The 22,104-nt window shown below is 46.3% G+C and carries 16 protein-coding genes and 5 tRNA genes; 7 read left to right on the forward strand and 14 right to left on the reverse strand.

Features of this window, described 5'->3' with window-relative positions:
• Window positions 1-17: 17 nt before the first annotated feature.
• The 7 genes from FIU99_RS16075 to FIU99_RS16105 form a co-directional block, all read right to left on the reverse strand.
• Window positions 18-1,568: an ABC transporter substrate-binding protein gene (locus tag FIU99_RS16075; RefSeq protein WP_006957608.1), complete on the reverse strand. Its 1,551-nt coding sequence runs from the start codon at window positions 1,566-1,568 to the stop codon at window positions 18-20.
• An 85-nt stretch (window positions 1,569-1,653) separates the two neighbouring features.
• The gene (locus FIU99_RS16080; protein ID WP_039951204.1) at window positions 1,654-3,369 is read right to left on the reverse strand and encodes an ABC transporter ATP-binding protein; all 1,716 of its coding nucleotides are present in this window, start codon (window positions 3,367-3,369) and stop codon (window positions 1,654-1,656) included.
• Window positions 3,370-4,315: 946 nt separating this feature from the next.
• Window positions 4,316-4,392: transfer RNA gene (locus FIU99_RS16085), tRNA-Pro, on the reverse strand.
• 53 nt (window positions 4,393-4,445) lie between these two features.
• Window positions 4,446-4,521, reverse strand: a tRNA-His gene (locus FIU99_RS16090).
• A gap of 44 nt (window positions 4,522-4,565) precedes the next feature.
• Window positions 4,566-4,642, reverse strand: a tRNA-Pro gene (locus FIU99_RS16095).
• Between the two features lie 55 nt (window positions 4,643-4,697).
• Window positions 4,698-4,773: transfer RNA gene (locus tag FIU99_RS16100), tRNA-His, on the reverse strand.
• Window positions 4,774-4,815: 42 nt separating this feature from the next.
• A tRNA-Arg gene (locus tag FIU99_RS16105) sits at window positions 4,816-4,892 on the reverse strand.
• A 287-nt stretch (window positions 4,893-5,179) separates the two neighbouring features.
• Here FIU99_RS16105 and FIU99_RS16110 point away from each other — a divergent pair.
• Window positions 5,180-5,593, forward strand: coding sequence for a cytochrome c5 family protein (locus tag FIU99_RS16110; protein WP_021457724.1), 414 nt, complete (start codon window positions 5,180-5,182; stop codon window positions 5,591-5,593).
• Between the two features lie 75 nt (window positions 5,594-5,668).
• Here the strand turns inward: FIU99_RS16110 and rep are convergent, their stop codons facing one another.
• A complete protein-coding gene (gene rep / locus FIU99_RS16115) occupies window positions 5,669-7,687 on the reverse strand; it encodes a DNA helicase Rep (RefSeq protein ID WP_006957602.1) in 2,019 nt (672 codons plus the stop codon).
• A gap of 200 nt (window positions 7,688-7,887) precedes the next feature.
• Between rep and FIU99_RS16120 the strand changes: the two genes are divergently transcribed.
• The 4 genes from FIU99_RS16120 to FIU99_RS16135 all read left to right on the forward strand — a co-directional run bounded on the left by FIU99_RS16120 (window position 7,888) and on the right by FIU99_RS16135 (window position 13,128).
• Window positions 7,888-8,469, forward strand: coding sequence for a TetR/AcrR family transcriptional regulator (locus FIU99_RS16120; RefSeq protein WP_029236302.1), 582 nt, complete (start codon window positions 7,888-7,890; stop codon window positions 8,467-8,469).
• Window positions 8,470-8,487: 18 nt separating this feature from the next.
• On the forward strand, window positions 8,488-9,594 hold the full coding sequence (locus FIU99_RS16125; protein ID WP_006957597.1) for an efflux RND transporter periplasmic adaptor subunit: 1,107 nt from the start codon (window positions 8,488-8,490) through the stop codon (window positions 9,592-9,594).
• Between the two features lie 11 nt (window positions 9,595-9,605).
• Complete coding sequence (locus FIU99_RS16130; protein ID WP_006957595.1) at window positions 9,606-12,728, forward strand: multidrug efflux RND transporter permease subunit; 3,123 nt, start codon at window positions 9,606-9,608, stop codon at window positions 12,726-12,728.
• Window positions 12,729-12,876: 148 nt separating this feature from the next.
• A complete protein-coding gene (locus FIU99_RS16135) occupies window positions 12,877-13,128 on the forward strand; it encodes an accessory factor UbiK family protein (protein ID WP_006957593.1) in 252 nt (83 codons plus the stop codon).
• 329 nt (window positions 13,129-13,457) lie between these two features.
• Here the strand turns inward: FIU99_RS16135 and ilvC are convergent, their stop codons facing one another.
• Window positions 13,458-14,942 (reverse strand): ketol-acid reductoisomerase, encoded by a 1,485-nt coding sequence (gene ilvC, locus FIU99_RS16140; protein WP_006957592.1) that lies wholly within the window; start codon window positions 14,940-14,942, stop codon window positions 13,458-13,460.
• Between the two features lie 145 nt (window positions 14,943-15,087).
• Here ilvC and ilvY point away from each other — a divergent pair, with 145 nt between their 5' ends.
• Window positions 15,088-15,978, forward strand: a complete 891-nt coding sequence (ilvY, locus tag FIU99_RS16145) for an HTH-type transcriptional activator IlvY (RefSeq protein ID WP_006957590.1) — start codon at window positions 15,088-15,090, stop codon at window positions 15,976-15,978.
• A gap of 66 nt (window positions 15,979-16,044) precedes the next feature.
• Here the strand turns inward: ilvY and hemN are convergent, their stop codons facing one another.
• From hemN to FIU99_RS16170, 5 genes are all read right to left on the reverse strand, one after another.
• Window positions 16,045-17,433 carry an oxygen-independent coproporphyrinogen III oxidase gene (gene hemN / locus FIU99_RS16150; protein ID WP_006957588.1) on the reverse strand — a complete coding sequence of 463 codons (1,389 nt, stop codon included), beginning with the start codon at window positions 17,431-17,433 and terminating at the stop codon, window positions 16,045-16,047.
• A 185-nt stretch (window positions 17,434-17,618) separates the two neighbouring features.
• Window positions 17,619-18,107: a DUF2489 domain-containing protein gene (locus FIU99_RS16155; RefSeq protein WP_006957586.1), complete on the reverse strand. Its 489-nt coding sequence runs from the start codon at window positions 18,105-18,107 to the stop codon at window positions 17,619-17,621.
• An 8-nt stretch (window positions 18,108-18,115) separates the two neighbouring features.
• The gene (gene yihI / locus FIU99_RS16160) at window positions 18,116-18,673 is read right to left on the reverse strand and encodes a Der GTPase-activating protein YihI (RefSeq protein ID WP_006957584.1); all 558 of its coding nucleotides are present in this window, start codon (window positions 18,671-18,673) and stop codon (window positions 18,116-18,118) included.
• Window positions 18,673-19,311, reverse strand: coding sequence for a class I SAM-dependent methyltransferase (locus FIU99_RS16165; protein ID WP_006957582.1), 639 nt, complete (start codon window positions 19,309-19,311; stop codon window positions 18,673-18,675). Before FIU99_RS16165 ends, yihI begins: the two co-directional genes overlap by 1 nt.
• Window positions 19,312-20,098: 787 nt before the next feature.
• The gene (locus tag FIU99_RS16170) at window positions 20,099-20,716 is read right to left on the reverse strand and encodes a cytochrome c (RefSeq protein WP_006957580.1); all 618 of its coding nucleotides are present in this window, start codon (window positions 20,714-20,716) and stop codon (window positions 20,099-20,101) included.
• Between the two features lie 148 nt (window positions 20,717-20,864).
• Between FIU99_RS16170 and yihA the strand changes: the two genes are divergently transcribed.
• A complete protein-coding gene (gene yihA, locus FIU99_RS16175) occupies window positions 20,865-21,527 on the forward strand; it encodes a ribosome biogenesis GTP-binding protein YihA/YsxC (protein WP_006957578.1) in 663 nt (220 codons plus the stop codon).
• Window positions 21,528-22,104 lie beyond the last annotated feature (577 nt).

Raw genomic sequence — 22,104 nt, forward strand, 5'->3', positions numbered from 1 at the left:
CTTAATTCTGTGAGGGGTTATTTCACCACCAAGTCACCGAAGTAAGGGAAGTTCATCGCGTTCACGATTGGCGCGATATCAACGTTAGATTTTGCACCCCAAGCAAGGTTCTGCCAGTGTAGAGGAACAAACGCCGCTTCGTTGTACAGCGTTGCTTCTACTTTCTGTAGCATTTCTGCACGCTTCGCTGGATCCGTCTCTACGTTAGATGCGTTAACCAGCTTATCAACTTCAGCGTTAGAGTAATGACCACAGTTGTACTGGCCTTTACCTGTTGTTTCGTCACGCGTCATCGTTAGGAACTCAGAGAAGTTCGCAGAATCTTCTGTATCTGAGTGCCAACCGATCATCAGCATGTCAGCCGCACACTTATCGAACTCTGGCCAGTATTGCGCTTTAGGCATAGTCTTCAGATCTACTTTGATACCGATCTTAGACAGCATTGCCGCCGCAGCCTGAGCAATTTTCGCGTCGTTTACATAACGGTTGTTTGGCGCCATCATTGTTAGCGTGAAGCCGTTTTCGTAACCCGCTTCCTTCATTAGCTCTTTCGCTTTCTTCAGGTCGTAACGTGGCACGAGATCCGCTTCGTAGCCAGCGTAGCCTTCAGGACCTTGCTGACCCGCAACCGTTGCGAAGCCTTTCATGATCTTCTTCACGATGCCTTCGTTGTTGATCGCGTGAACAATCGCCTGACGAACACGAACGTCTTTCAGTGCTTCGTTGCTGCTTTGGTTCATTTGGAATGTGATGATACGAGTACCAGGTAGTGTTACTAGGTCTACGTTCTTCGCACCTTTCACACGTTTGTGATCGTTTGGTGCAACCGGTGCAATCATATCGACGTCACCAGAAAGAAGTGCTGCAACACGTGTTGCGTCTTCTTTGATTGGCACTAACGTTAGCTTGTCTACGTTACCCGTGTCTTTGTCCCAGTAATCGCCAAAGCGCTCGAACGTCACTTTTACGCCTTGCTCACGCTGAGTGACGATAAATGGACCAGTACCAGATACGTTAGTTGAAGCGAACGAGTTACCGTGCTTCACCACTTCCGCTTTGTCTTTACCATCTTCGGTCTTACCAGAGTAGAACTTGCTGTCCATTGGGAAGATGTACGTTGCGGTCTGTAGAACCAGCGGGTAAGCACCTTTCGATACTAGCTCAACTGTGTAGTCGTCTACTTTTACCATCTTCTCGTATGGTTCGAAGATCGCTTTAAAGTCAGGAGAGTCTTTCAGACGGTCAAACGTCCAAACTACATCATCAGCCGTTAGTTCGTTACCAGAGTGGAACTTCACGCCTTTACGAAGCTGGAAGCGGAAAGTTGTGTCATCTACACGTTCCCATTTCTCTGCTAGGCGAGGTTCAAAATCTAACTTTTGTGTGTAACGAACTAGTGGATCAAACACCATGTGAGACATTTGCAGTGTACCGCCAGATAGCTGCTCATGTGGATCCAGAGACACTGGGTCAGCATCATAAGCCACTGTGATATCTGCCGCTGCTGCGCTAAAGCTTAAGCCAGCTGCCATTAAAGCCACTGCTAGTTTGCTTTTCATGGTTTTCATTGCATAACTCCTTATGCGGGATTCATCCCTAGTTGTTGTATTTGCTTCTGTTTTTGTCACCCAAATATCGGGTAATGTCTACGACTTACGCCGTTTTTACTTCTTCTCTTAAGCCTGTAAATTCAGGCATTAATGAAATCAGTTGTTGACTGTATTCGTGCTGAGGTGATCTAAAGAGCTGTTCGGTCGGCGCCACTTCCAGTAGCGAGCCCATTTGCATCACACCCACTCGATCACACATTTGGCGAATAACGGGTAAATCGTGACTGATAAACAGCATGGTTAGATTTAACTCATCTTGTAAATCTTTTAATAAGTTCAGAATCTGTGCCTGTACCGATACATCGAGCGCTGATGTCGGTTCATCACAAATCAGAAGACGTGGACGGGTTGCCAGTGCACGCGCAATCGAAATACGCTGACGCTGACCACCTGAGAATTCGTGTGGGTACTTCACACCCGCCATCTTGCCCAGACCAACGTGATCAAGAAGATCGTGCACGATCTGGCGCGTTTCGTTTTCATTGCTAGTAAGCTTGTGGAAACGAATTGGCTCAGCGATGATATCGAAGATCTTCATCCGCGGGTTCATTGAGGTGTATGGGTTCTGAAACACCATCTGCATTTGACGGCGTAGAGGGCGACGCTCTTTCTCTGACTTCAAAGACGTGAGGTCAATGCCCTCGAATGTCACCTTGCCCGAGTTTGGCTGATACAAACCCGCAATCACACGTGCAATGGTTGACTTACCCGAACCCGATTCGCCTACCAAGCCAAAGGTTTCCCCTTCGAAGACTTCAAAGCTGACATTATTCGATGCCTGCACATACTCACGGCGGCTTTCAAACAATGAATCCTTGGTGGTAAAGCGAAGATTGACGTTCTCAACGGTCAATAATGAGCCGGTGTAATCACGGTGATCCTGACTTTGACCTAACCAGTGATTCTTCACATCCAATGGTTCCATTTCGTGCGCTTCTTCTATATAGCTCACGAGTGGGAAGCGATCGAGTTTTACATCGGAACGCGGTACCGCAGAAATCAGACTGCGAGTATATGGATGATCCGGATCCCCAAGAACTTTGGCAGTGTTACCAAATTCAACCAAGTCGCCTCGGTACATTACCGCTACACGATCTGTTACGTTAGAAACCACGCCCATATCGTGCGTTACCAACATACAACCCACGTTGTTCTTAATACACAATTCTCGAATCAAACTCAGGATTTGATCCTGAATGGATACATCCAGTGCCGTCGTCGGTTCATCGGCAATGATCAGATCCGGCTCACCAGCCAGTGCAATCGCAATCACCACGCGTTGACGCATACCGCCAGAGAATTGGTGTGGGAACTGCTTGAGACGGTTTTCCGGTTGAGGGATACCCACTTGCTGCATCAGAGATAGAGCGCGCTGATACGCTTCTTCATCCGTCACCTTCATGTTGGCATGAATGGTTTCTTTCAACTGCTGTTCGACAGTAAAAAGCGGGTTAAGTGAGGTCATTGGATCCTGAAAGATAAATCCAATTTTTGAGCCTCGAACCTGGCGCATTTCTTCTGCCGATAAGCCTGAGATCAGCTCACCGTCCAAGTAAACATCACCACTCGCGATGCGACCAGGTGGGCTCAGCAAATCAATGACGGCATTACCGACTGTCGATTTACCAGCACCAGACTCACCCACAACGCCCACAATTTCTCCTCGTTCGATGTTGAACGATAGAGATTTAACTGCTGCATGCACACCGTGGCGTGATGGGTATTCGATTCGAAGATTTTTAACTTCTAAAAGTGACATTACCAGACCTCTACTGCTTTGGCAGTTTTCTGCCCTGTCTGAAAAGTGAATCCATTCAAGCCAGCCTGTCCACCCAATCAATTTAGATAAAATTGGGTACACCGTTCTGGCAATTTATAAGGTCATCAATTTGGCAAAAAATTCACAGAAAAGCAACAAACATAGTATAAAAAGTCGATTTCGAACAAATATCAAGCAGCTTATGAAAATAAATATGCAATTAGGTTATATCATCGGTTGGTCAAACCTGTTGCCAATACCCTCTAAAACCCCTTGTTTATAAGCACTACCAGTTATGACTTAGGCCTTGACGTTATAAATAATCAAGAATAAAAATTCACAAAAAACACAATGGAGTCATTTAACAAAATAAAAACATACCACTATAATTAACTAAATAGTTAGTAATTTAAACCATACAAATCGACAATAATAAAACTTTAGTCCAGATAAATAGTAAATCAATAGCAAAAATTGCCATGATTAATGATCAATAATCAGATCGAGCATAGGTGGAATTTCTGCTTAACTATTTAGTGCATACGTAGAATATATGACTGTTGGTAGAAAGAGTGTCACGACCAAGAAACTGAGTGTTCAAGGTGACACAGTAAGCATAAAGAGAACCATAACTGCACTTATTCAAACGCTTGTATCCGGATGCAAGAAACCAATATTTTCTTTATGTCCGCCGGATAGCAAACGCCACCCGCTCAATATGGAATGATGATGCTCTCAGAAGCGAGAGCCCCGCTTTTAATCTAAGAACGCAATCTCCATATTTGCCCTTCAATAAATAAGAAAGCATTAGTGGTTGTCGATGTTTTGAGGAATTACAGAATTGGAGAGGCGAGAGGACTTCTCAATCAAAGAGATTAGACGTGAAAATATGGATAGAACAGAAACGAAAAAACCCCAGTCTTTCGACTGGGGTTCTATCTAATAGTGGTCGGTGAAGAGGGATTCGAACCCCCGACCCTCTGGTCCCAAACCAGATGCGCTACCAAGCTGCGCTATTCACCGACTGTGTTTCATCTTGAATGTATCAAGATTGGAAGCAAAGCTACCAGAATAAATGGGGTGGCTAACGGGACTTGAACCCGCGACAACTGGAATCACAATCCAGGGCTCTACCAACTGAGCTATAGCCACCATCAATTTTTGTGTCTATCGCTCTAAAGCCATAAACGAAAGAGTGGTCGGTGAAGAGGGATTCGAACCCCCGACCCTCTGGTCCCAAACCAGATGCGCTACCAAGCTGCGCTATTCACCGACTTAAGTTTTATCTCGATAATGAATCAAGAAAGGAGACTATGCCACCAGAATAATGGGGTGGCTAACGGGACTTGAACCCGCGACAACTGGAATCACAATCCAGGGCTCTACCAACTGAGCTATAGCCACCATTATATTTGCCAATTTAACTTACCTTAGTAAGCGTCCGGATGGCGCGCCCGAAAGGATTCGAACCTTCGACCTTTGGCTCCGGAGGCCAACGCTCTATCCAGCTGAGCTACGGGCGCATGCCCTATCGGCGGAGTGGAATAATACGTATATCACACTAGGCCGTCTAGTACTTTTTAAACTTTTTTTATCGTTTGGTGCCTTTTTCGGCAATTAAAGTGTGATAAACCCCTATTTCCCATTAGATAACCCCATGGAAGCGGGTAACTTGTTGTTTATTGCAACAAGTTATCAGGATATAATCACCCAATATTTACATTGATTTAACAGCAAAACGCTGTGGATCAAACCACACTCTAATAATAGGTAAGCACGAACTTACCTTCAGGAATGTAAAGTGAGTTTAATGGATATGTCTCGAAAAATCTTAACCGCTTTGGTCGCTGCGATCACTTTTTCTAGCGCCTCTTTTGCAGCTAATGTAAGCCAAGAAGAATACGATGCGATTGCAGAACGCATTAAACCTGTTGGTGGTGTTTATCTAGCAGGCGCAGAGCCAGTAAAAGCAGAGCCAACTGGCCCACGTGATGGTGCGACAGTATACGGTACATTCTGTATCGCTTGTCACGCATCAGGTGTAAGCGGCGCCCCAAAAACTGGTGATGCTGGTGACTGGGGTCCTCGTATCGCACAAGGTAAAGACGTGCTGAAAGACCACGCAATTAACGGCTTCAACGCGATGCCAGCGAAAGGGTCTTGTATGGATTGTTCAGATGACGAAATCGTTGCTGCGATTGAGCACATGATTGCTGGTCTGTAATCCCACCTTATATAGAAGAAGGGCTTGGTTTTTACCAAGCCCTTCTTTTTTGTCTGTGCGCCTTATAAGTGGCAACTACTTCTTATTGAACATCGCACGAATATTAGCGATGTGAGCCTGCCCTTTGGCCATGCGCTCTTCTTGCGTCTGGGGCTTTTTATTCACTTCCCACTCCACATCATCAAATGGAAGCTCATCAAGGAAGCGACTCTGGGTCGGCTTTATCAACTCACCAAACTGGCGGCGCTCTTTACACATGGTAAAGGTTAACTCGCGCTGGGCTCGTGTGATCCCTACGTACATCAGACGGCGTTCTTCCTCGACATTATCTTCATCAATGCTGGTCTGGTGAGGTAAAATGCCCTCTTCCGAACCAATCAAGTAGACATAAGGAAACTCCAAACCTTTTGACGCATGTAAGGTCATCAGTTGCACCGCATCACTGTCATCATCTTCTTCACCCCGCTCCATCATGTCTCGCAGTGTCAGACGTTGAACTACCTCTTTAATGGTCTTTTCTTCCTGATCATAATTGTCCCCTTCTAGGTCAGCCACAATCCAAGAATACAGGTCCGAGACGTTTTTCATCCGCATTTCTGCTGCTTTTGGGCTCGCAGAGGTTTCATATAGCCAGTCTTCGTAGTTGATGTCCCGCACCAATGAACGCACCGCTTCTACAGTGTCTCCTCGCTCAGCCTGATCGGCAATCTTGACTAACCACTGACTAAAGCGGCGCAAATTTTCTAACCCACGGCCAGACAAGTGCTGCTCCAGTCCGATCTCAAAACTGCACTCAAACAGGCTCTTGCCGCGCATATTGGCGTAACTGCCCAGTTTTTCCAAGGTTACTGGGCCAATCTCACGCCGTGGCGTGTTCACAATACGCAAAAATGCATTGTCATCATCCGGGTTCACCAACACACGTAAATACGCCATGATGTCTTTGATTTCAGCACGAGCAAAAAATGAGGTACCGCCAGAGAGCTTGTAAGGCACTCGGTTTTGCATCAGCGATTTTTCAATCAGACGAGACTGATGGTTACCACGATATAAGATAGCGTAATCACGGTAATCAGTACGATTGAGGAACTTATGGGCGATCAGCTCACCCGTCACTCGCTCCGCTTCATGTTCTTCATCTTTCGCCAGCAACACTTTGAGCTTTTCGCCATCGGGGATTTCAGAAAACAGCGACTTCTCATACACGTGCGGGTTGTTGGCAATTAAAATATTGGCAGCGCGCAGAATTCGGCTAGTAGAACGATAGTTCTGTTCCAGCTTGATCAAACGAAGGCTTGGATAATCTTCTCCTAATAACACTAAGTTCTGCGGCTTCGCACCACGCCAAGAATAGATTGACTGGTCATCATCTCCTACCACCGTCAGGCGACCCCGCTCGCCAACAATCAGTTTGACCAACTCGTACTGACTGGTGTTGGTATCCTGATACTCATCGACCAATAAATAGCGAATACGATTCTGCCAACGCTGCCGGACTTCTTCATTGGTACGCAGCAGCAGAACCGGTAAAGCGATCAAGTCATCAAAGTCGAGCGCATTGTAGGCTTTCATCTGTTTCTGATACATATCGAAACAGAAGGCAAACAGTTGCTGCTGTTCCCCTTGAGCATATGCTTTCGCCTGCTCCGGAGTCAGCATGTCATTTTTCCAGTTGGAAATGGTACTGAGTAGCTGGCGTAGTAAATCCTTATCGCCATCGAGCTGTTTCTCAGTCAGCTCTTTCAATAGTGCAAGCTGGTCTTGGTCGTCAAACAGAGAAAAACCTGACTTTAACCCCAACGCCTTGTATTCACGTTTAATAATGTTGAGACCTAAGGTGTGGAACGTCGATACCATCAAGCCTTTCGATTCGTTCTTACCTAACGTCTGGCCGACACGCTCTTTCATTTCACGTGCTGCTTTGTTGGTGAATGTTACCGCAGCAATATTGCGAGCTTTGTAACCGCACTGCTGAACCAAATACGCAATCTTATTGGTAATAACACGTGTTTTACCCGATCCCGCCCCCGCCAAGACCAGACATGGTCCCGATACGTACTTTACGGCTTCATCTTGATTGGGGTTCAGCTTCATAGGAGTCTCTGAGGTCAAAATCTTTGGCGCCTATAATAATGGTGCAATAGTTCGATTGCTATGTTTAATCGTAGTGCACCAATTCCAGCTAAAATGATCTCATTGACTGTAAATTTACATAATTAACGAAATGTTTTATTGCACTAGTGTGCAGTTATTGGGCTATAATGAATGAACGTTCATTCATTGATAGTGAGACTATGTCTAGTAACACGGCAATAGATAAACACGAGCAGATCCTCACAGCTGCCGAAAAGCTGATTGCAGAGTCGGGTTTTCAAGGCCTGTCGATGCAAAAGCTAGCTAAAGAAGCTGGGGTGGCTGCAGGTACTATCTATCGTTATTTCTCAGATAAAGAGCATCTCCTGGATGAAGTGCGTTTAAATGTCGCCGAACGGATTGCAACTGCAGTCCAAGCTGGCGTCAATGACGATATGCCCTTGAAAACACGCTATCGCACTATGTGGTTAAACATCTGGAACCTTGCAGGTTCCAATATGGAAACCCTGAGTAATCGCGTTCAATATGAATCTCTTCCCTGTGCAAATAAGCGAAAAACTCGGGAACTTGAGCGACAAATGTTTGCCCAAGTGGATCGGTTGTTTAATCAAGGAAAAGAGCAAGGGATTTTTAAACCTCTCGACAATGAGATTCTTTCAGGGCTGAGCTTTGAAGCCAGTGTTGCACTGGCCCGAAAACATGCTTTGGGATACTACCAGCTGGATGAAGCAGCCTTAGAAGCCGCAATCGAAGCTAGCTGGGATGCAATAATTCAACACTAACTTGGAGTTCTGATCAGAATGAAAAAGTGGACTTTCTTTATGTTGCTTATCGCAATACTGCTATTTGGTAGCGTGATAGGCTTCAATCTATTCAAGCAACAGAAGATAGCCGAATATTTGGCTAATCGCCCAGAGCCTGAGTTTCCGGTGACCGTAACGGAAGTGAAGCCTGTTGATTGGGTACCTGTGATCGAAGCGATCGGTTTCATCGAACCGAACCAAGGTGTCACAGTTGCCAATGAAACAGCGGGTGTGATTGATAAAATTACTTTCGACTCAGGTACTGCCGTTGAAGAAGGTCAGCCTCTTGTTCTACTTGACTCTGAAGTGGAAAAAGCAGACCTGAAGAGCTCTCAGGCGAAGCTGCCGGCAGCTCAGGCTAAATATAAGCGTTACCAAGGCCTGTACAAAAAAGGGTCTGTATCGAAAGAAGCGTTTGATGACGCCGAAGCAAGCTACTTCTCGCTTAAAGCGGATATCGAAAGCTTAAAAGCGACCATCGACCGCCGTGAAATCAAAGCTCCTTTCGCAGGCGTAGTTGGTATTCGTAATGTTTACCTAGGTCAATACTTGCAAGCAGGTACGGACATTGTTCGCCTAGAAGATACTAGTGTTATGCGCTTGCGCTTCACTGTGCCTCAGACTGACATCTCACGCATCAAGCTAGGTCAGCAAGTTGATATCTTCGTTGACGCTTACCCTGAAACACCATTTGAAGGCTCAATCACCGCGATTGAACCAGCAGTTAACATCCAAAGTGGTCTGATTCAGGTTCAAGCTGATATTCCAAACAGCGATGGCAAGCTACGTAGCGGTATGTTTGCTCGTGCCAATATCATTCTGCCAACGCTAGACAATCAGGTGACTCTGCCACAAACCGCTATAACCTTCACGCTCTACGGTGACAATGTTTACATCATCTCTGAAGAGAATGGTGAAAAGCGTGTTAAGCAGCACGTGGTTAAAGTTGGTGAACGCGTGAAAGACATTGCTCACATCCTAGATGGCGTTAAACCTGGTGATGTTGTAGTGACATCTGGTCAAGTTCGTCTGAGCAATGACGCGAAAGTTCGTGTAGTAGAAAGCGATGCAACTACTCCACCAGCTGAAACACCAATGCTGTAATTGGAGGCCTCATGCGCTTTACTGATGTTTTTATTAAACGTCCAGTTTTAGCGGTATCGATCAGCTTTTTGATCGCCCTGCTTGGTTTGCAAGCGGTGTTCAAGATGCAGGTTCGAGAATACCCTGAAATGACAAACACGGTAGTAACGGTAACCACCAGTTACTACGGCGCCAGTGCCGACCTTATCCAGGGCTTTATTACCCAACCTCTGGAACAGGCTGTGGCTCAGGCCGACAATATCGATTACATGACATCATCGTCGGTACTCGGTACATCGACCATTACCGTTAACATGAAGTTGAACACTGACCCGAATGCAGCCCTGTCTGATATTCTGGCTAAGACCAACTCAGTTCGATCTCAGCTTCCAAAAGAAGCCGAAGACCCAACCGTGACCATGTCAACGGGTTCTACAACCGCGGTTCTCTACATCGGCTTTACCAGTGATGAACTTTCATCAAGCCAGATCACAGACTACCTAGAGCGTGTAATCAACCCGCAGCTGTTCACTGTTAATGGTGTCTCTAAGGTTGACCTCTACGGTGGTATGAAATACGCACTGCGTATTTGGCTAGACCCTGCCAAAATGGCAGCACTGGGCAAAACCGCTACTGATGTCATGAACGTGCTAAATGCCAACAACTACCAGTCAGCGGCTGGTCAGGCTGTGGGCGAATTCGTTCTGTATAACGGTAGCGCTGATACTCAGGTATCTAACGTCGAAGAGCTGAAGAACCTTGTTGTAAGCTCTGATGAAGGTGATGTCACTCGTCTGAGCGATATCGCGAAAGTGACGCTTGAGAAGAGCCACGATGTTTACCGTGCAAGTGCCAATGGTAAAGAAGCGGTTGTAGTTGCGATCAACGCGGCGCCAAGTGCGAACCCAATCAACATCGCAGCCGATGTCCTTGACCTGTTACCTCAGCTAGAGCGTAACCTGCCAAGTAACATCGACATGAACGTGATGTATGACTCGACCATCGCCATCAATGAGTCGATCAACGAGGTTATTAAGACCATCGCTGAAGCGGCATTGATTGTACTGATCGTAATTACGCTGTTCCTCGGTTCTTTCCGTGCGGTTATGATTCCTATCGTTACCATTCCGCTATCTCTGATTGGTGTGGCAATGGTGATGCAGGCAATGGGCTTCTCATGGAACCTGATGACGCTACTGGCGATGGTATTGGCCATCGGTCTGGTGGTGGATGATGCGATCGTTGTTCTTGAGAACGTCGACCGACACATCAAACTGGGAGAATCACCTTTCCGTGCTGCAATTATCGGTACACGTGAAATCGCGGTTCCGGTTATCGCTATGACCCTGACACTGGGTGCGGTATACGCGCCGATTGCCTTGATGGGTGGTATCACGGGCTCGTTATTTAAAGAGTTTGCCCTCACCCTCGCAGGTTCGGTATTCGTATCCGGTATCGTCGCTCTGACACTGTCGCCTATGATGTGTTCGAAAATGCTTAAGGCAAATGAAACGCCAAGTAAGTTCGAACAGAAGGTACATAGTGTATTGGATGGCATGACCAACCGTTACGAGCGAATGCTGGGTGCGGTCATGAAACACCGCCCTGTGGTGATTGGTTTCGCTATCATAGTGTTTGCCAGCTTGCCGATGCTGTTCAAGTTCATCCCAAGTGAACTGGCGCCGTCAGAAGATAAAGGCGTGGTCATGCTGATGGGTACGGCTCCATCGAATGCCAACCTCGACTTCATGCAAAACACCATGAACGACGTGAACCGAATTCTGTCTGACCAGCCAGAAGTAGCGTACGCACAGGTGTTTACTGGTGTACCTAACTCGAACCAGGCATTTGGTATCGCATCTATGGTGCCTTGGAGTGAGCGTGAAGCGAGCCAGTCTGAAGTTGCTAACCGCGTGACAGGTTTAGTCGGTCACGTACCAGGCATGGCGGTAACGGCATTCCAGATGCCAGAACTACCAGGTGCAGGTTCAGGCCTTCCGGTTCAATTCGTGATTACCACACCAAACGCGTTCGAAAGCTTGTTCACTATCGCGACCGATATTCTTGGCGAAGTGAAGTCTAACCCGATGTTTGTTTATTCTGAGCTGGACCTGAACTACGACTCAGCGACAATGAAGATCAATATCGATAAGGACAAAGCGGGCGCGTATGGCGTAACAATGCAGGACATTGGTACCACGCTGAGCACTATGATGTCTGATGGCTACGTGAACCGAATTGACCTCAATGGTCGTTCGTACGAAGTGATCCCTCAGGTCGAGCGTAAATGGCGTCTTAACCCTGAATCGATGAACAACTACTACGTGCGTGCTGCAGACAACCGCGCGGTTCCACTAGGTAGCCTGATCACTATTGATGTTGTCGCTGAGCCACGCTCACTGCCGCACTTCAACCAGCTGAATTCAGCCACCATTGGTGCTGTAAATGCACCAGGCACAGCCATGGGTGATGCTGTAAACTGGCTCGAAAGTATTGCGACTGAGAAACTGCCAAACGGTTACAACCATGATTACATGGGTGAAGCTCGTCAGTATGTGACAGAAGGTAGCGCACTGTACGCCACATTTGGTCTGGCACTGGCGATCATCTTCTTGGTTCTGGCGATTCAGTTTGAATCTCTCAAAGATCCAATTGTTATCATGGTTTCCGTACCGCTGGCGATCTGTGGTGCTTTGATAGCTTTGGCATGGGGCGCAGCCTCAATGAACATCTACTCGCAGGTCGGTCTGATCACCTTGGTTGGTCTGATTACCAAGCACGGTATCTTGATCTGTGAAGTTGCCAAAGAAGAGCAGTTACATAACAAACTTGGTAAGACAGAAGCGGTCATGGAAGCGGCGAAAGTTCGTCTACGTCCTATCCTAATGACGACTGCGGCGATGATTGCAGGTCTGATCCCACTGATGTACGCAACGGGCGCAGGTGCCGCTCAGCGTTTCAGTATCGGTATCGTTATCGTTGCTGGTCTGGCGATTGGTACTCTGTTTACCCTGTTCGTACTGCCGGTTATCTACAGCTACCTAGCTGAGAAACACAAGCCACTACCAGTGTTTGTTGAAGACAAAGACTTGGAAAAGCTGGCCCGTGTTGACGAAGCAAAAGCGGCGCAACGTCAGTTATCTGACAACAGCTAAACTCAACGTTTGCCAAAAGGCCACTTCGGTGGCCTTTTTTATTGGTTACGATCTGCCACTAGCCACTTCGAATTTTTACTATCGAAGTAGCGACTTTCCGGTACCAATTACATAGAATACAAACAATAGAGACAGGAGTTTTCGTCACATGTTTGACCCAAAGAAACTAGAGCAAATTGCTAAACAGATACATGATTCAATGCCAGCACCAGTTAAAGAGCTTGGCGCAGACGTTGATCAGAAAGTTCGCCAAGTCATCCAAGGCCAGCTGAATAAGCTGGATGTCGTTAGCCGTGAAGAGTTTGATGTGCAGACTCAAGTACTGCTACGTACTCGCCAAAAGCTGACCGAAATGGAGCAGAAGCTGGCTGAGCTGGAAGAGAAGCTGGCAGACAAATAAACGCTTTATACAAGCGATAAGATTCAAGGGTTGGCGCACTGCGTCAGCCCTTTTCTTTTGCTGGCTCAATAACCACAGCAGACGCTAAGCTATACCTTCGGCTATTCCCAAACACAAAAAAGGCTTGGTCAACGGCGACCAAGCCTTTTCATTTAGATGTTGTGCTTTCTTTTGTATTTATTACTCCAGTCTGTCTGGAGTTTTTACTAATCTATTATATAGATTAGTGAATTACGTGAAATTAGGGCTTCATTTTTAGGAGAAGGCGCAAAATTTACGATAGCAAAATGAGCACCTTCGACACCAAAATGGAACCTTAAGACAAGTAATTAGCCGCCTACTGCGATACGCTTCATATCTGTCATGTAGCCACGTAGCTCTTCACCAATGTACTCTACTGGGTGGTTACGGATAGTTTCGTTCACAGCGATTAGCGTCGCGTTGTCAACTTGGTTAGATTCTTCACCTAGGCCTTTACCGATAACGTCAGTACCAATTGAAGGCATGAACTTCTCACGCAGTAGCGGAGTTGCTACGTTAGCGAATAGGTAGTTACCGTATTCAGCTGTATCAGAGATAACAACGTTCATTTCGTACAGACGCTTACGTGCTACTGTGTTTGCGATTAGTGGTAGCTCGTGTAGTGACTCGTAGTACGCAGACTCATCAATGATGCCTGATGCCGTCATTGCTTCAAATGCTAGCTCAACACCTGCGCGAACCATTGCAACCATTAGGATACCGTTGTCGAAGTACTCTTGCTCTGAGATCTCAACATCACCTGCTGGGTAGTTTTCAAATGCTGTTTCACCTGTCTCTGCACGCCAGCCTAGTAGGTTCGCATCGTCGTTTGCCCAGTCAGCCATCATGGTGCTAGAGAAGTGGCCTGTGATTACGTCATCCATGTGCTTGTTGTACAGTGGACGCATCAGCTCTTTCAGCTCTTCAGAAAGCTCGAACGCTTTGATTTTCGCCGGGTTTGATAGGCGATCCATCATGTGTGTGATGCCACCAAACTTCAGTGCTTCCGTGATGGTTTCCCAACCGTACTGAATCAGTTTACCTGCGTAGCTTGGGTCAATACCTTCGGCAACCATCTTCTCGTAAGAAACGATTGAACCTGCTTGTAGCATGCCACATAGGATAGTTTGCTCACCCACTAGGTCAGATTTCACTTCAGCAACGAATGAAGACTCTAGACAACCCGCGCGGTGACCACCAGTACCAGCAGCCCAAGCTTTCGCGATATCCCAACCTTCACCTTTTGGATCGTTCTCTGGGTGAACCGCGATTAGTGTAGGAACACCGAAGCCACGCTTGTACTCTTCACGTACTTCTGTACCTGGACACTTAGGTGCAACCATCACGACTGTTAGGTCTTTACGAATCTGCATACCTTCTTCAACAATGTTGAAGCCGTGTGAGTAACCTAGTGCTGCGCCTTCTTTCATTAGAGGCATTACCGTCTCAACCACGTTCGTGTGCTGCTTGTCTGGCGTTAGGTTAACCACTAGGTCTGCTTGAGGAATAAGCGTCTCGTAGCTACCTACTTCAAAACCATTTTCTTTTGCGTTTTTGAACGACTGACGCTGCTCATCAATCGCTGCCTGACGCAGTGCGTACGCCACATCAAGACCTGAATCACGCATGTTCAGACCTTGGTTAAGACCTTGTGCACCACAACCAACGATAACCACTTTCTTACCTTTTAGGTAATCCGCTTCTGTAGCGAATTCACTGCGGTCCATAAAGCGACAACGGCCAAGCTGATCTAGCTGCTCACGTAGGTTTAATGTATTGAAATAGTTAGCCATGTTAGGGCTCTCCTTTGAGAATTTATCCGTTTGGGTCGGTGTTTCATTACCGAATGCCTCGATACTAAATCAGACATCGGGTTGCTTAAAGTGATATATTCACAATTAGTTATTGCAAAAAATGCAACAAGGAAGCACTTATTTCATGAACATTAAAAGTCTGCAATTGTTCATTCACCTGTGTGATAGCAAAAGCTTCGCAAAAACAGCTTCTGCCATGCACATCAGCCCTTCTGCACTCAGCCGTCAGGTACAAAAGTTGGAAGCAGAAACCGGGCAAGAGTTGTTCGTACGGGATAACCGCAGCGTTGAGCTGACCCCAGCGGCAAAAAAACTTTTGCCAGTGGCTTTAAAGATTCTTGGAGAATGGCAGAACTTCAATGCGCAGCTTCAAGGGCACGAAGAAGAGTTAAAAGGTGAGATTCGCCTGTTTTGCTCGGTGACTGCCAGCTACAGCCACCTGCCTGAGCTGTTGTCAGAGTTTCGCCTTCAGCATCCGTTTATCGAGTTTAAGCTGTCTACTGGCGATCCGGCTCAAGCAATAAACAAAGTCCTTAATGATGAAGTGGATGTCGCAATCTCTGCTCAACCAGAAGCACTACCCGCCAAGCTCAAATTTGAAACCATTAGTGAAATTCCTCTTTCAGTAATCGCCCCTGTCGGCGTGAGCAACTTTGCAGAAGCACTGCAAAAGGACAAACCTGACTGGTCTTCCATTCCTTTCATCGTGCCCGAATCAGGTACCGCGCGAGACCGCGCCAATACTTGGTTTAAGGCGATGAGAATCAAACCAAACATCTATGCGCAAGTTTCAGGGCATGAGGCTATTGTCAGTATGGTTGCACTTGGTTGTGGTGTTGGGATTGCACCAGATGTGGTGATCAACAACAGCCCTGTCAAAGAGAAGATTCAACGGCTCAAAGTAGCGTCGATTAAACCCTTTAAGCTCGGAGTATGCTGCAAGCGTTCGCAACTGGATAATCCGCTGGTTAAAGCTTTATGGGAAGTCGCACAGGACGCTTACATCGCGCCCTAACTGGTTACCCGCAGAAACAATAAAGCCACCGTTCTCGGTGGCTTTATTGTTCATGGCCGGCTGCGATTAAATCACTCGCGAGAATTGCTGCTGACGCGCCTTCGCTCGGAGGTACTTATCAAAACACATACAGATATTGCGAATCAGTAGACGACCGCGCAATGTCACTCGGATCTCTTTGTTGTCGACTTCCACTAGCTCATCATCAATAAAGGTTTGCAGCAGCTCGAGATCTTCTTTGAAGTAGTGATTAAACTCGACATCAAACTCCGTCTCGACTGATACTTTATCAAGTTTGAAGTTACAGATTAGCTGCTTGATGACTTCACGGCGCAGAAGGTCATCACCATCTAAGGCGACCCCTTTCCACAATGCATGGCGCTGCTCATTAACCTGAGCATAGTACTTTTTCAGTTCTTTCTGATTCTGTGCGTACGCATCGCCAATCATAGAGATAGCGGAAACACCAAAGCCAACCAAGTCACATTCACCTTGTGTGGTATAGCCTTGGAAATTGCGGTGCAGGATGCCATTGCGCTGAGCCACGGCCAATTCATCATCCGGCTGAGCAAAGTGGTCCATACCGATAAACTGATAACCAGCATTGGTCAGCGTCGCGATCGTATCCTGAAGGATCGCCATTTTTTCTTCGGCTTGCGGCAGGTCTTCGTCTTTAATCTTACGCTGTGCAGCAAACAGTTGCGGCATGTGAGCATAGTTAAAGATAGATAGTCGACCCGGTTGCATCTCAAGCACCTGAGCCAGCGTTTCAGCGAAACGTGCTTGAGTTTGTTTCGGTAGCCCGTAAATCAGGTCAAGATTGGTCGAACGGAAACCAAGCTTTTTCGCACGTTCAACCATAGCAAAAATGAACTCTTCGTCCTGTTCACGATTGACTAGCTTCTGCACTTCTTTATTGAAGTCCTGAACGCCAATACTTAAACGGTTAAAACCCTCTTCTCGCAAGTGATCAAGCATATCTAGCTCAATCTCACGCGGATCGACTTCAATACTGATTTCCGATTCAGCTTCAAAGCTAAATTCAGCACGCAGAATGTTCATCAAACGGCTGATTTGGGCTTTGGTCAGAAATGTGGGTGTACCACCACCAAAATGCAACTGAGTCACCTTGCGCCCTTGCAGTAAAGACGCTCGCGTCAGGATTTCCTGCTCCAGAACATCGAGATACTCATCGGCTTTATGTGCGTGACGGGTGATGACCTTATTACAGCCACAGTAGTAGCAAAGCTTGTGGCAGAACGGAATATGGATGTAGAGCGACAGCGGACGCTCCGGGTATTCCGTACAAGCCATGTCGTAGTCGGCAATGGTAAACGCTTCGTGAAATTCCAACGCGGTAGGGTAAGACGTATAACGCGGACCAGAATAGTTGTACTTATCGAGAATGGCTTGATCCCATACTATTTGTTGGCTTGCGACGACTTGCTGAGACATGGTGTTCTTCCGTTAGTGCTATATTGCGTATCCGGTGTGATTAACCGTTATATTTTTGCGGGCTATTTTGCCACACGCTGAGGCTGGTCGCCGGGTGGCATAGCGCTTTTTGAGTAACAATAGTCAGAATTGATAACTCGATCACTCCCCATAAGTGTAAGTGATCGAGTGACTAAAGTATCAATCTAGATCATCTGAATGTTGATCTGGTTGTTTAAAGGTTGAACTTTTTTCTGCAGCAGTTTGAGCTCTTCGACAATCGCATCCTGAAGGCGCGACTCGGCTTTGTGGCGTTCCAGATTTTGCTTCATGCGCTCTTTCTTCGCCATTTGTTGGCGATCTTCACCGCGAGGCATATCTTTTACAATGTGGAAAAGCTCGGCGGTCGCCGGGAATTCCTTATCAAAATCAACACGGTCTTCACCCTGAACGTAGTCCATGATGTTGTAGACACGAATACTGATTTCCGATAAATCACACTGGCCCTGAATACCGGCCATACACAATATATGGACGTTTTCAAAGATGTTGGCGTTACGCTTTTCGATGGCAAGCTTCTTATGCTGTTCCTGCAATTCCTTTTGCTTCTTCAACTGGAGCAGAAGGTAACCTGCATAGGACGCTAAGCCGAGAACAATGACTCCACCAGCAATGGCTAACAAGGTTACGTTCATGAATCGCTTTACCCTTTAAACTGGTCCAAATCCAGATCTTCAAACTGCGACAGCAGTTCATCTTCTGATGAGGCTTTCTTACTCACCTTTTTCGCCACAGGAGCGCTTGGCTCTTCAACGACTTCTGGCTCTTCTTCCTCTTCATAGAGGCCAAGTTGCTTCATCAGAATTTCAATACGCGCTAATTTCTCATCGACGTATTTCTGTAGACCTGCGCCTAGGCTTTCACCATTATCAAGGCGATCAAGCAAGACATTCAGCTGAGCATCATTTTCCAGCATCTCTAGCTCTTGTTCTGCGTTGACTCGACGTTCTGCTTTGGTTGGCTTCTTCACCGCTTCAACCACAAGAGGAATTTTCTTCTTGCTTCCTAAACGTGGGTCGCGCTTTTGTCCCGCTGTCTGCTGTTTATTTTGCTTCGCTTCAGAGTTACGACCGCCCGTCTTTAGACCTTTGCGTTTTTTCTCTTTCTTGCGCAGACGCCCTTCAACGTCTGATTCTGTGCGATTACGAACGACGATAACGTCGCCATTACCGCCCGATCTTACTTTCTTACTACGGCTCATTACTGGGCTTTCCTCAGTAAAATTACATCATTACCAATAAATTCAAGCTTGAGCTGATCCCGCTCTGCCAAGTACCTAAACGTATTGCGGCTAAAAAAGACCACATGCGTTGGGTCATTTTTATAGTGCCATTTGGCAAACGCTTCGACATCAATGACCATCTTGGTCATCAGACCAATCCAGCCACCTGGCTTAACTAAATTCAACCATTGCTGCCATATCTGATCCGGATGATACAAGTGCTCGATCACCTCAGTGGCAGTCATAAAGTCATACGTACAATCTAGCACCTCAGTATTAGGGTGATAATAGAGGTCGTACAACGACATGTTGTGTCCCTGCTCCTGCAACATCAAAGAGAGTGTTGGCCCGGGGCCACAACCAAAATCTATTCCTGTTGAGCCTGGCTCAATACGTTCCAATATGGGGTCTGCAACCCGCGATAAAAAGGTACGATAGCCAGCATCATTTGGATCGTTCTCATGCAGATCGTAGTGGGCTTTTTCAGCCTTTGCATCCAATCTTTGCTCTGGATTAACAAACACCAGCTCACATTGCGCACATTGAAGATACTCGCGACGCTTATCTTCGAAGTAATGCAGTGATTCCGGGTTATGGCAAAGTGGACAGTGGTGCATGATGACATCCTCAAACAGGGATGCGAAACATACCAGAAAGTGGCAAGAGAGTGGAGCACTATTGTGCAAATAATCATCGATTCAGTGAAATATTCCCTCTCCGACCAATAATCTTATCGATGGAATAAAGGAACCGTGCTGGCAGAAGATGGAGGTCGGTGGATTTCAGATATAAAAAAAGCGATAGATAATTCTATCGCTTTCTAAAAATGCCTTTCGGCGAAACTGTGTTGCACGGATTATCGTGCATCAAATTTCCATTTGTTTTTGGCGCTTTCCCTGCAAAAGGTGTTGTTTTTCACCGTCCTGGTGAATTTTGGCTTTCCGTTTACATCCAGTATCTGGGCTAGTCCTTAGCCTGATCCTTTTCGCTGTCTAAACCATTAGACGAGTCGACCATCCCTATCCAGTAAGCTTCCTGCTTACCTAAATTCCTTTGAGACCTCCAAGCATCCATCGCCTGCATCCTTGGAGACCATCATGGTCTAAATTCCGTATCAGCGCCCTGCCGATGAGTACACTTTAACGATTGACCAATTTTGAACAATCCACCTGAAGAAAAAAATCGGCTTTTTTTTACCCACCAAACTTCTTTTATTACTTTTCAAATAGTTACAAAAAACACAAAGAAATGAGCACAAGCGAAGATAGCCGATCTCTTACAAAAGCTCGGGAAAGATGGAGCCACACAAGCAAAAAGGTGATGTGACCTGTGTCATACGAAAAAGCCCAGACTTTCGTCTGGGCTCATTCAATACAACATTGCTCGGGCAGTATTTAATAGGGCTTAGTGTAGGCCGCCAACATATTTAGACAAAGTATCGATGTCTTCGTCTGTCAGTTTCTTTGCGATATCTTGCATCATGCCGTTCATGTCGTTAGCACGAGAGCCATCGCGGAATTTAACTAGCTGAGCTTTAATGTAGTCAGCGTGCTGACCAGAAATTTTAGGGAAACCTGAAAGCTCAGTGCCGTTACCACGAGGACCATGACAAGCAATACATGCTGTCAGACCACGTGAAGCATCACCCGCCGTATAAAGAGTTTTGCCTTGTTCCACTACATTTTCAGGCGTAGTGTTGTGCGAAATTGGTAGTGATGCATAGTAAGCTGCAAGATCTTTCATATCCTGCTCAGACAGTGGCATTGCCATACCGCCCATTACTGGATCAACACGACCCTGCTTACCACCACTGGTCATACCCAGCTTGAGGTCTTTCAGCTGCTTCTCAATATATTTAGCATGCTGACCTGCTAGCTTAGGGTACATTGCGAGTTGACTGTTGCCATCAGCACCGTGGCAGGCAACACAAGTTTGGGATTTTGCTTTACCAGCTTCAATACTGCCTTGGGCCCATACAGAGCAGCTGGCTAAAAGACTCAAGATTAGCGCTAATTTCTTCATGACATTCCATTATAATTATCAAGCTTCCAGTACCACTCAGAGTTGCCACTCATGGTACAATAGGCGACCTTATGCCGAGCACGGTTATTTTACACAATTTCACAAAAAAGTAATCAATCGACTACACAAAGTCGAGATGGAGTTAACAGTGAGCGTAAAAATTCATTATCAAAACACCCATTTCATCACCAGTGCACCTGATATTCGTCACATGCCTGAAGATGAAGGTATCGAAGTTGCGTTCGCAGGACGCTCCAACGCGGGCAAATCGAGTTCTCTTAACCGACTGACGAATCAGAGAAGTTTAGCAAAAACCAGTAAAACACCAGGTCGAACTCAGTTAATCAACCTGTTTAAAGTGACCGATGGCTGCCACATCGTCGATTTGCCGGGATATGGCTTTGCTCAAGTACCGCTGGAAATGAAAAAGAAGTGGCAAAAATCACTCGGTGAATACCTACAAAAGCGTCAAAGTCTCAAAGGTTTAGTCGTATTGATGGACATTCGCCACCCAATGAAGGACCTCGATCAGCAGCTAATCTTCTGGGCAGTTGACAGCGGCATCCCTGTACAGGTCCTACTGACCAAAGCAGATAAACTGAAAAGTGGCGCGCGCAAAGCTCAGGTGCTTAAGATCAAGAAGGATTCTGCTGGGTTCGGTGGTGACGTGAGTGTTGCCGCGTTTTCTTCTCTGAAAGGCATTGGCGTTGACGTACTGCGTAATAAACTTGATGAGTGGTTTGCCCCTGCTATCGCAGCGCAGCTGACTGACGAGATTATCGAAGATCAGCAAAGCGACGATCAAGAATAAGCACAGAACAAAATCGAAATCAGCCTCACTCATGTGGGGCTTTTTTGTGTCTGAAGAGTAACATTGAAAAAGAAAAGGCTTAGAAATAAAAATCCCCACCATCCTGGTGGGGCAACGGGAGAGAAATAGGAGGTAGTTATTATTATGCGAATAGGATTGTTCAAAGCCGCAAACAATGCAACGTCTGATTTTTCCTCTTCCACTTCCCTCTCCAACAACCCCTTCTACCGATAAAACGCTAAAAAATATGAAAAAATTCATTATTAACACCCAACAAGGCGCGCGAGTTCGGGTTTGGTTTTCTGTTTAAAAAAATAAAAGTGTGACTGAAGTTTTCTTACAAAATTGGTCTGAGTTACCAAATGCTGTGAATAGTGAATATTAGGAACAAGTGATGTGGTAGTGAGAAGCCGTTAAAGCTGTATTATCTATGAGAATGGCAATAAAGATTTGAAATGTATTGAAATTTTCTTTAGCACAATAAAAAACGCCCCAGTCAAATACTGACTGGGGCGGCTGAATCAGCCTAATCCAATAACGTGAAACAAAAGGTCTGAAAGATAGAACATCTTACCTC

The sequence above is a fragment of the Vibrio sp. THAF64 genome (assembly GCF_009363455.1).
Lineage (GTDB): Bacteria > Pseudomonadota > Gammaproteobacteria > Enterobacterales > Vibrionaceae > Vibrio > Vibrio coralliilyticus.

Coding starts and splice junctions, on each gene's coding strand:
- FIU99_RS16075 (WP_006957608.1), bottom strand. CDS start 1,568: ATGAAAACCATGAAAAGCAAACTAGCAGTGGCTTTAATGGCAGCTGGC.
- FIU99_RS16080 (WP_039951204.1), bottom strand. CDS start 3,369: ATGTCACTTTTAGAAGTTAAAAATCTTCGAATCGAATACCCATCACGC.
- FIU99_RS16110 (WP_021457724.1), top strand. CDS start 5,180: ATGGATATGTCTCGAAAAATCTTAACCGCTTTGGTCGCTGCGATCACT.
- rep (WP_006957602.1), bottom strand. CDS start 7,687: ATGAAGCTGAACCCCAATCAAGATGAAGCCGTAAAGTACGTATCGGGA.
- FIU99_RS16120 (WP_029236302.1), top strand. CDS start 7,888: ATGTCTAGTAACACGGCAATAGATAAACACGAGCAGATCCTCACAGCT.
- FIU99_RS16125 (WP_006957597.1), top strand. CDS start 8,488: ATGAAAAAGTGGACTTTCTTTATGTTGCTTATCGCAATACTGCTATTT.
- FIU99_RS16130 (WP_006957595.1), top strand. CDS start 9,606: ATGCGCTTTACTGATGTTTTTATTAAACGTCCAGTTTTAGCGGTATCG.
- FIU99_RS16135 (WP_006957593.1), top strand. CDS start 12,877: ATGTTTGACCCAAAGAAACTAGAGCAAATTGCTAAACAGATACATGAT.
- ilvC (WP_006957592.1), bottom strand. CDS start 14,942: ATGGCTAACTATTTCAATACATTAAACCTACGTGAGCAGCTAGATCAG.
- ilvY (WP_006957590.1), top strand. CDS start 15,088: ATGAACATTAAAAGTCTGCAATTGTTCATTCACCTGTGTGATAGCAAA.
- hemN (WP_006957588.1), bottom strand. CDS start 17,433: ATGTCTCAGCAAGTCGTCGCAAGCCAACAAATAGTATGGGATCAAGCC.
- FIU99_RS16155 (WP_006957586.1), bottom strand. CDS start 18,107: ATGAACGTAACCTTGTTAGCCATTGCTGGTGGAGTCATTGTTCTCGGC.
- yihI (WP_006957584.1), bottom strand. CDS start 18,673: ATGAGCCGTAGTAAGAAAGTAAGATCGGGCGGTAATGGCGACGTTATC.
- FIU99_RS16165 (WP_006957582.1), bottom strand. CDS start 19,311: ATGCACCACTGTCCACTTTGCCATAACCCGGAATCACTGCATTACTTC.
- FIU99_RS16170 (WP_006957580.1), bottom strand. CDS start 20,716: ATGAAGAAATTAGCGCTAATCTTGAGTCTTTTAGCCAGCTGCTCTGTA.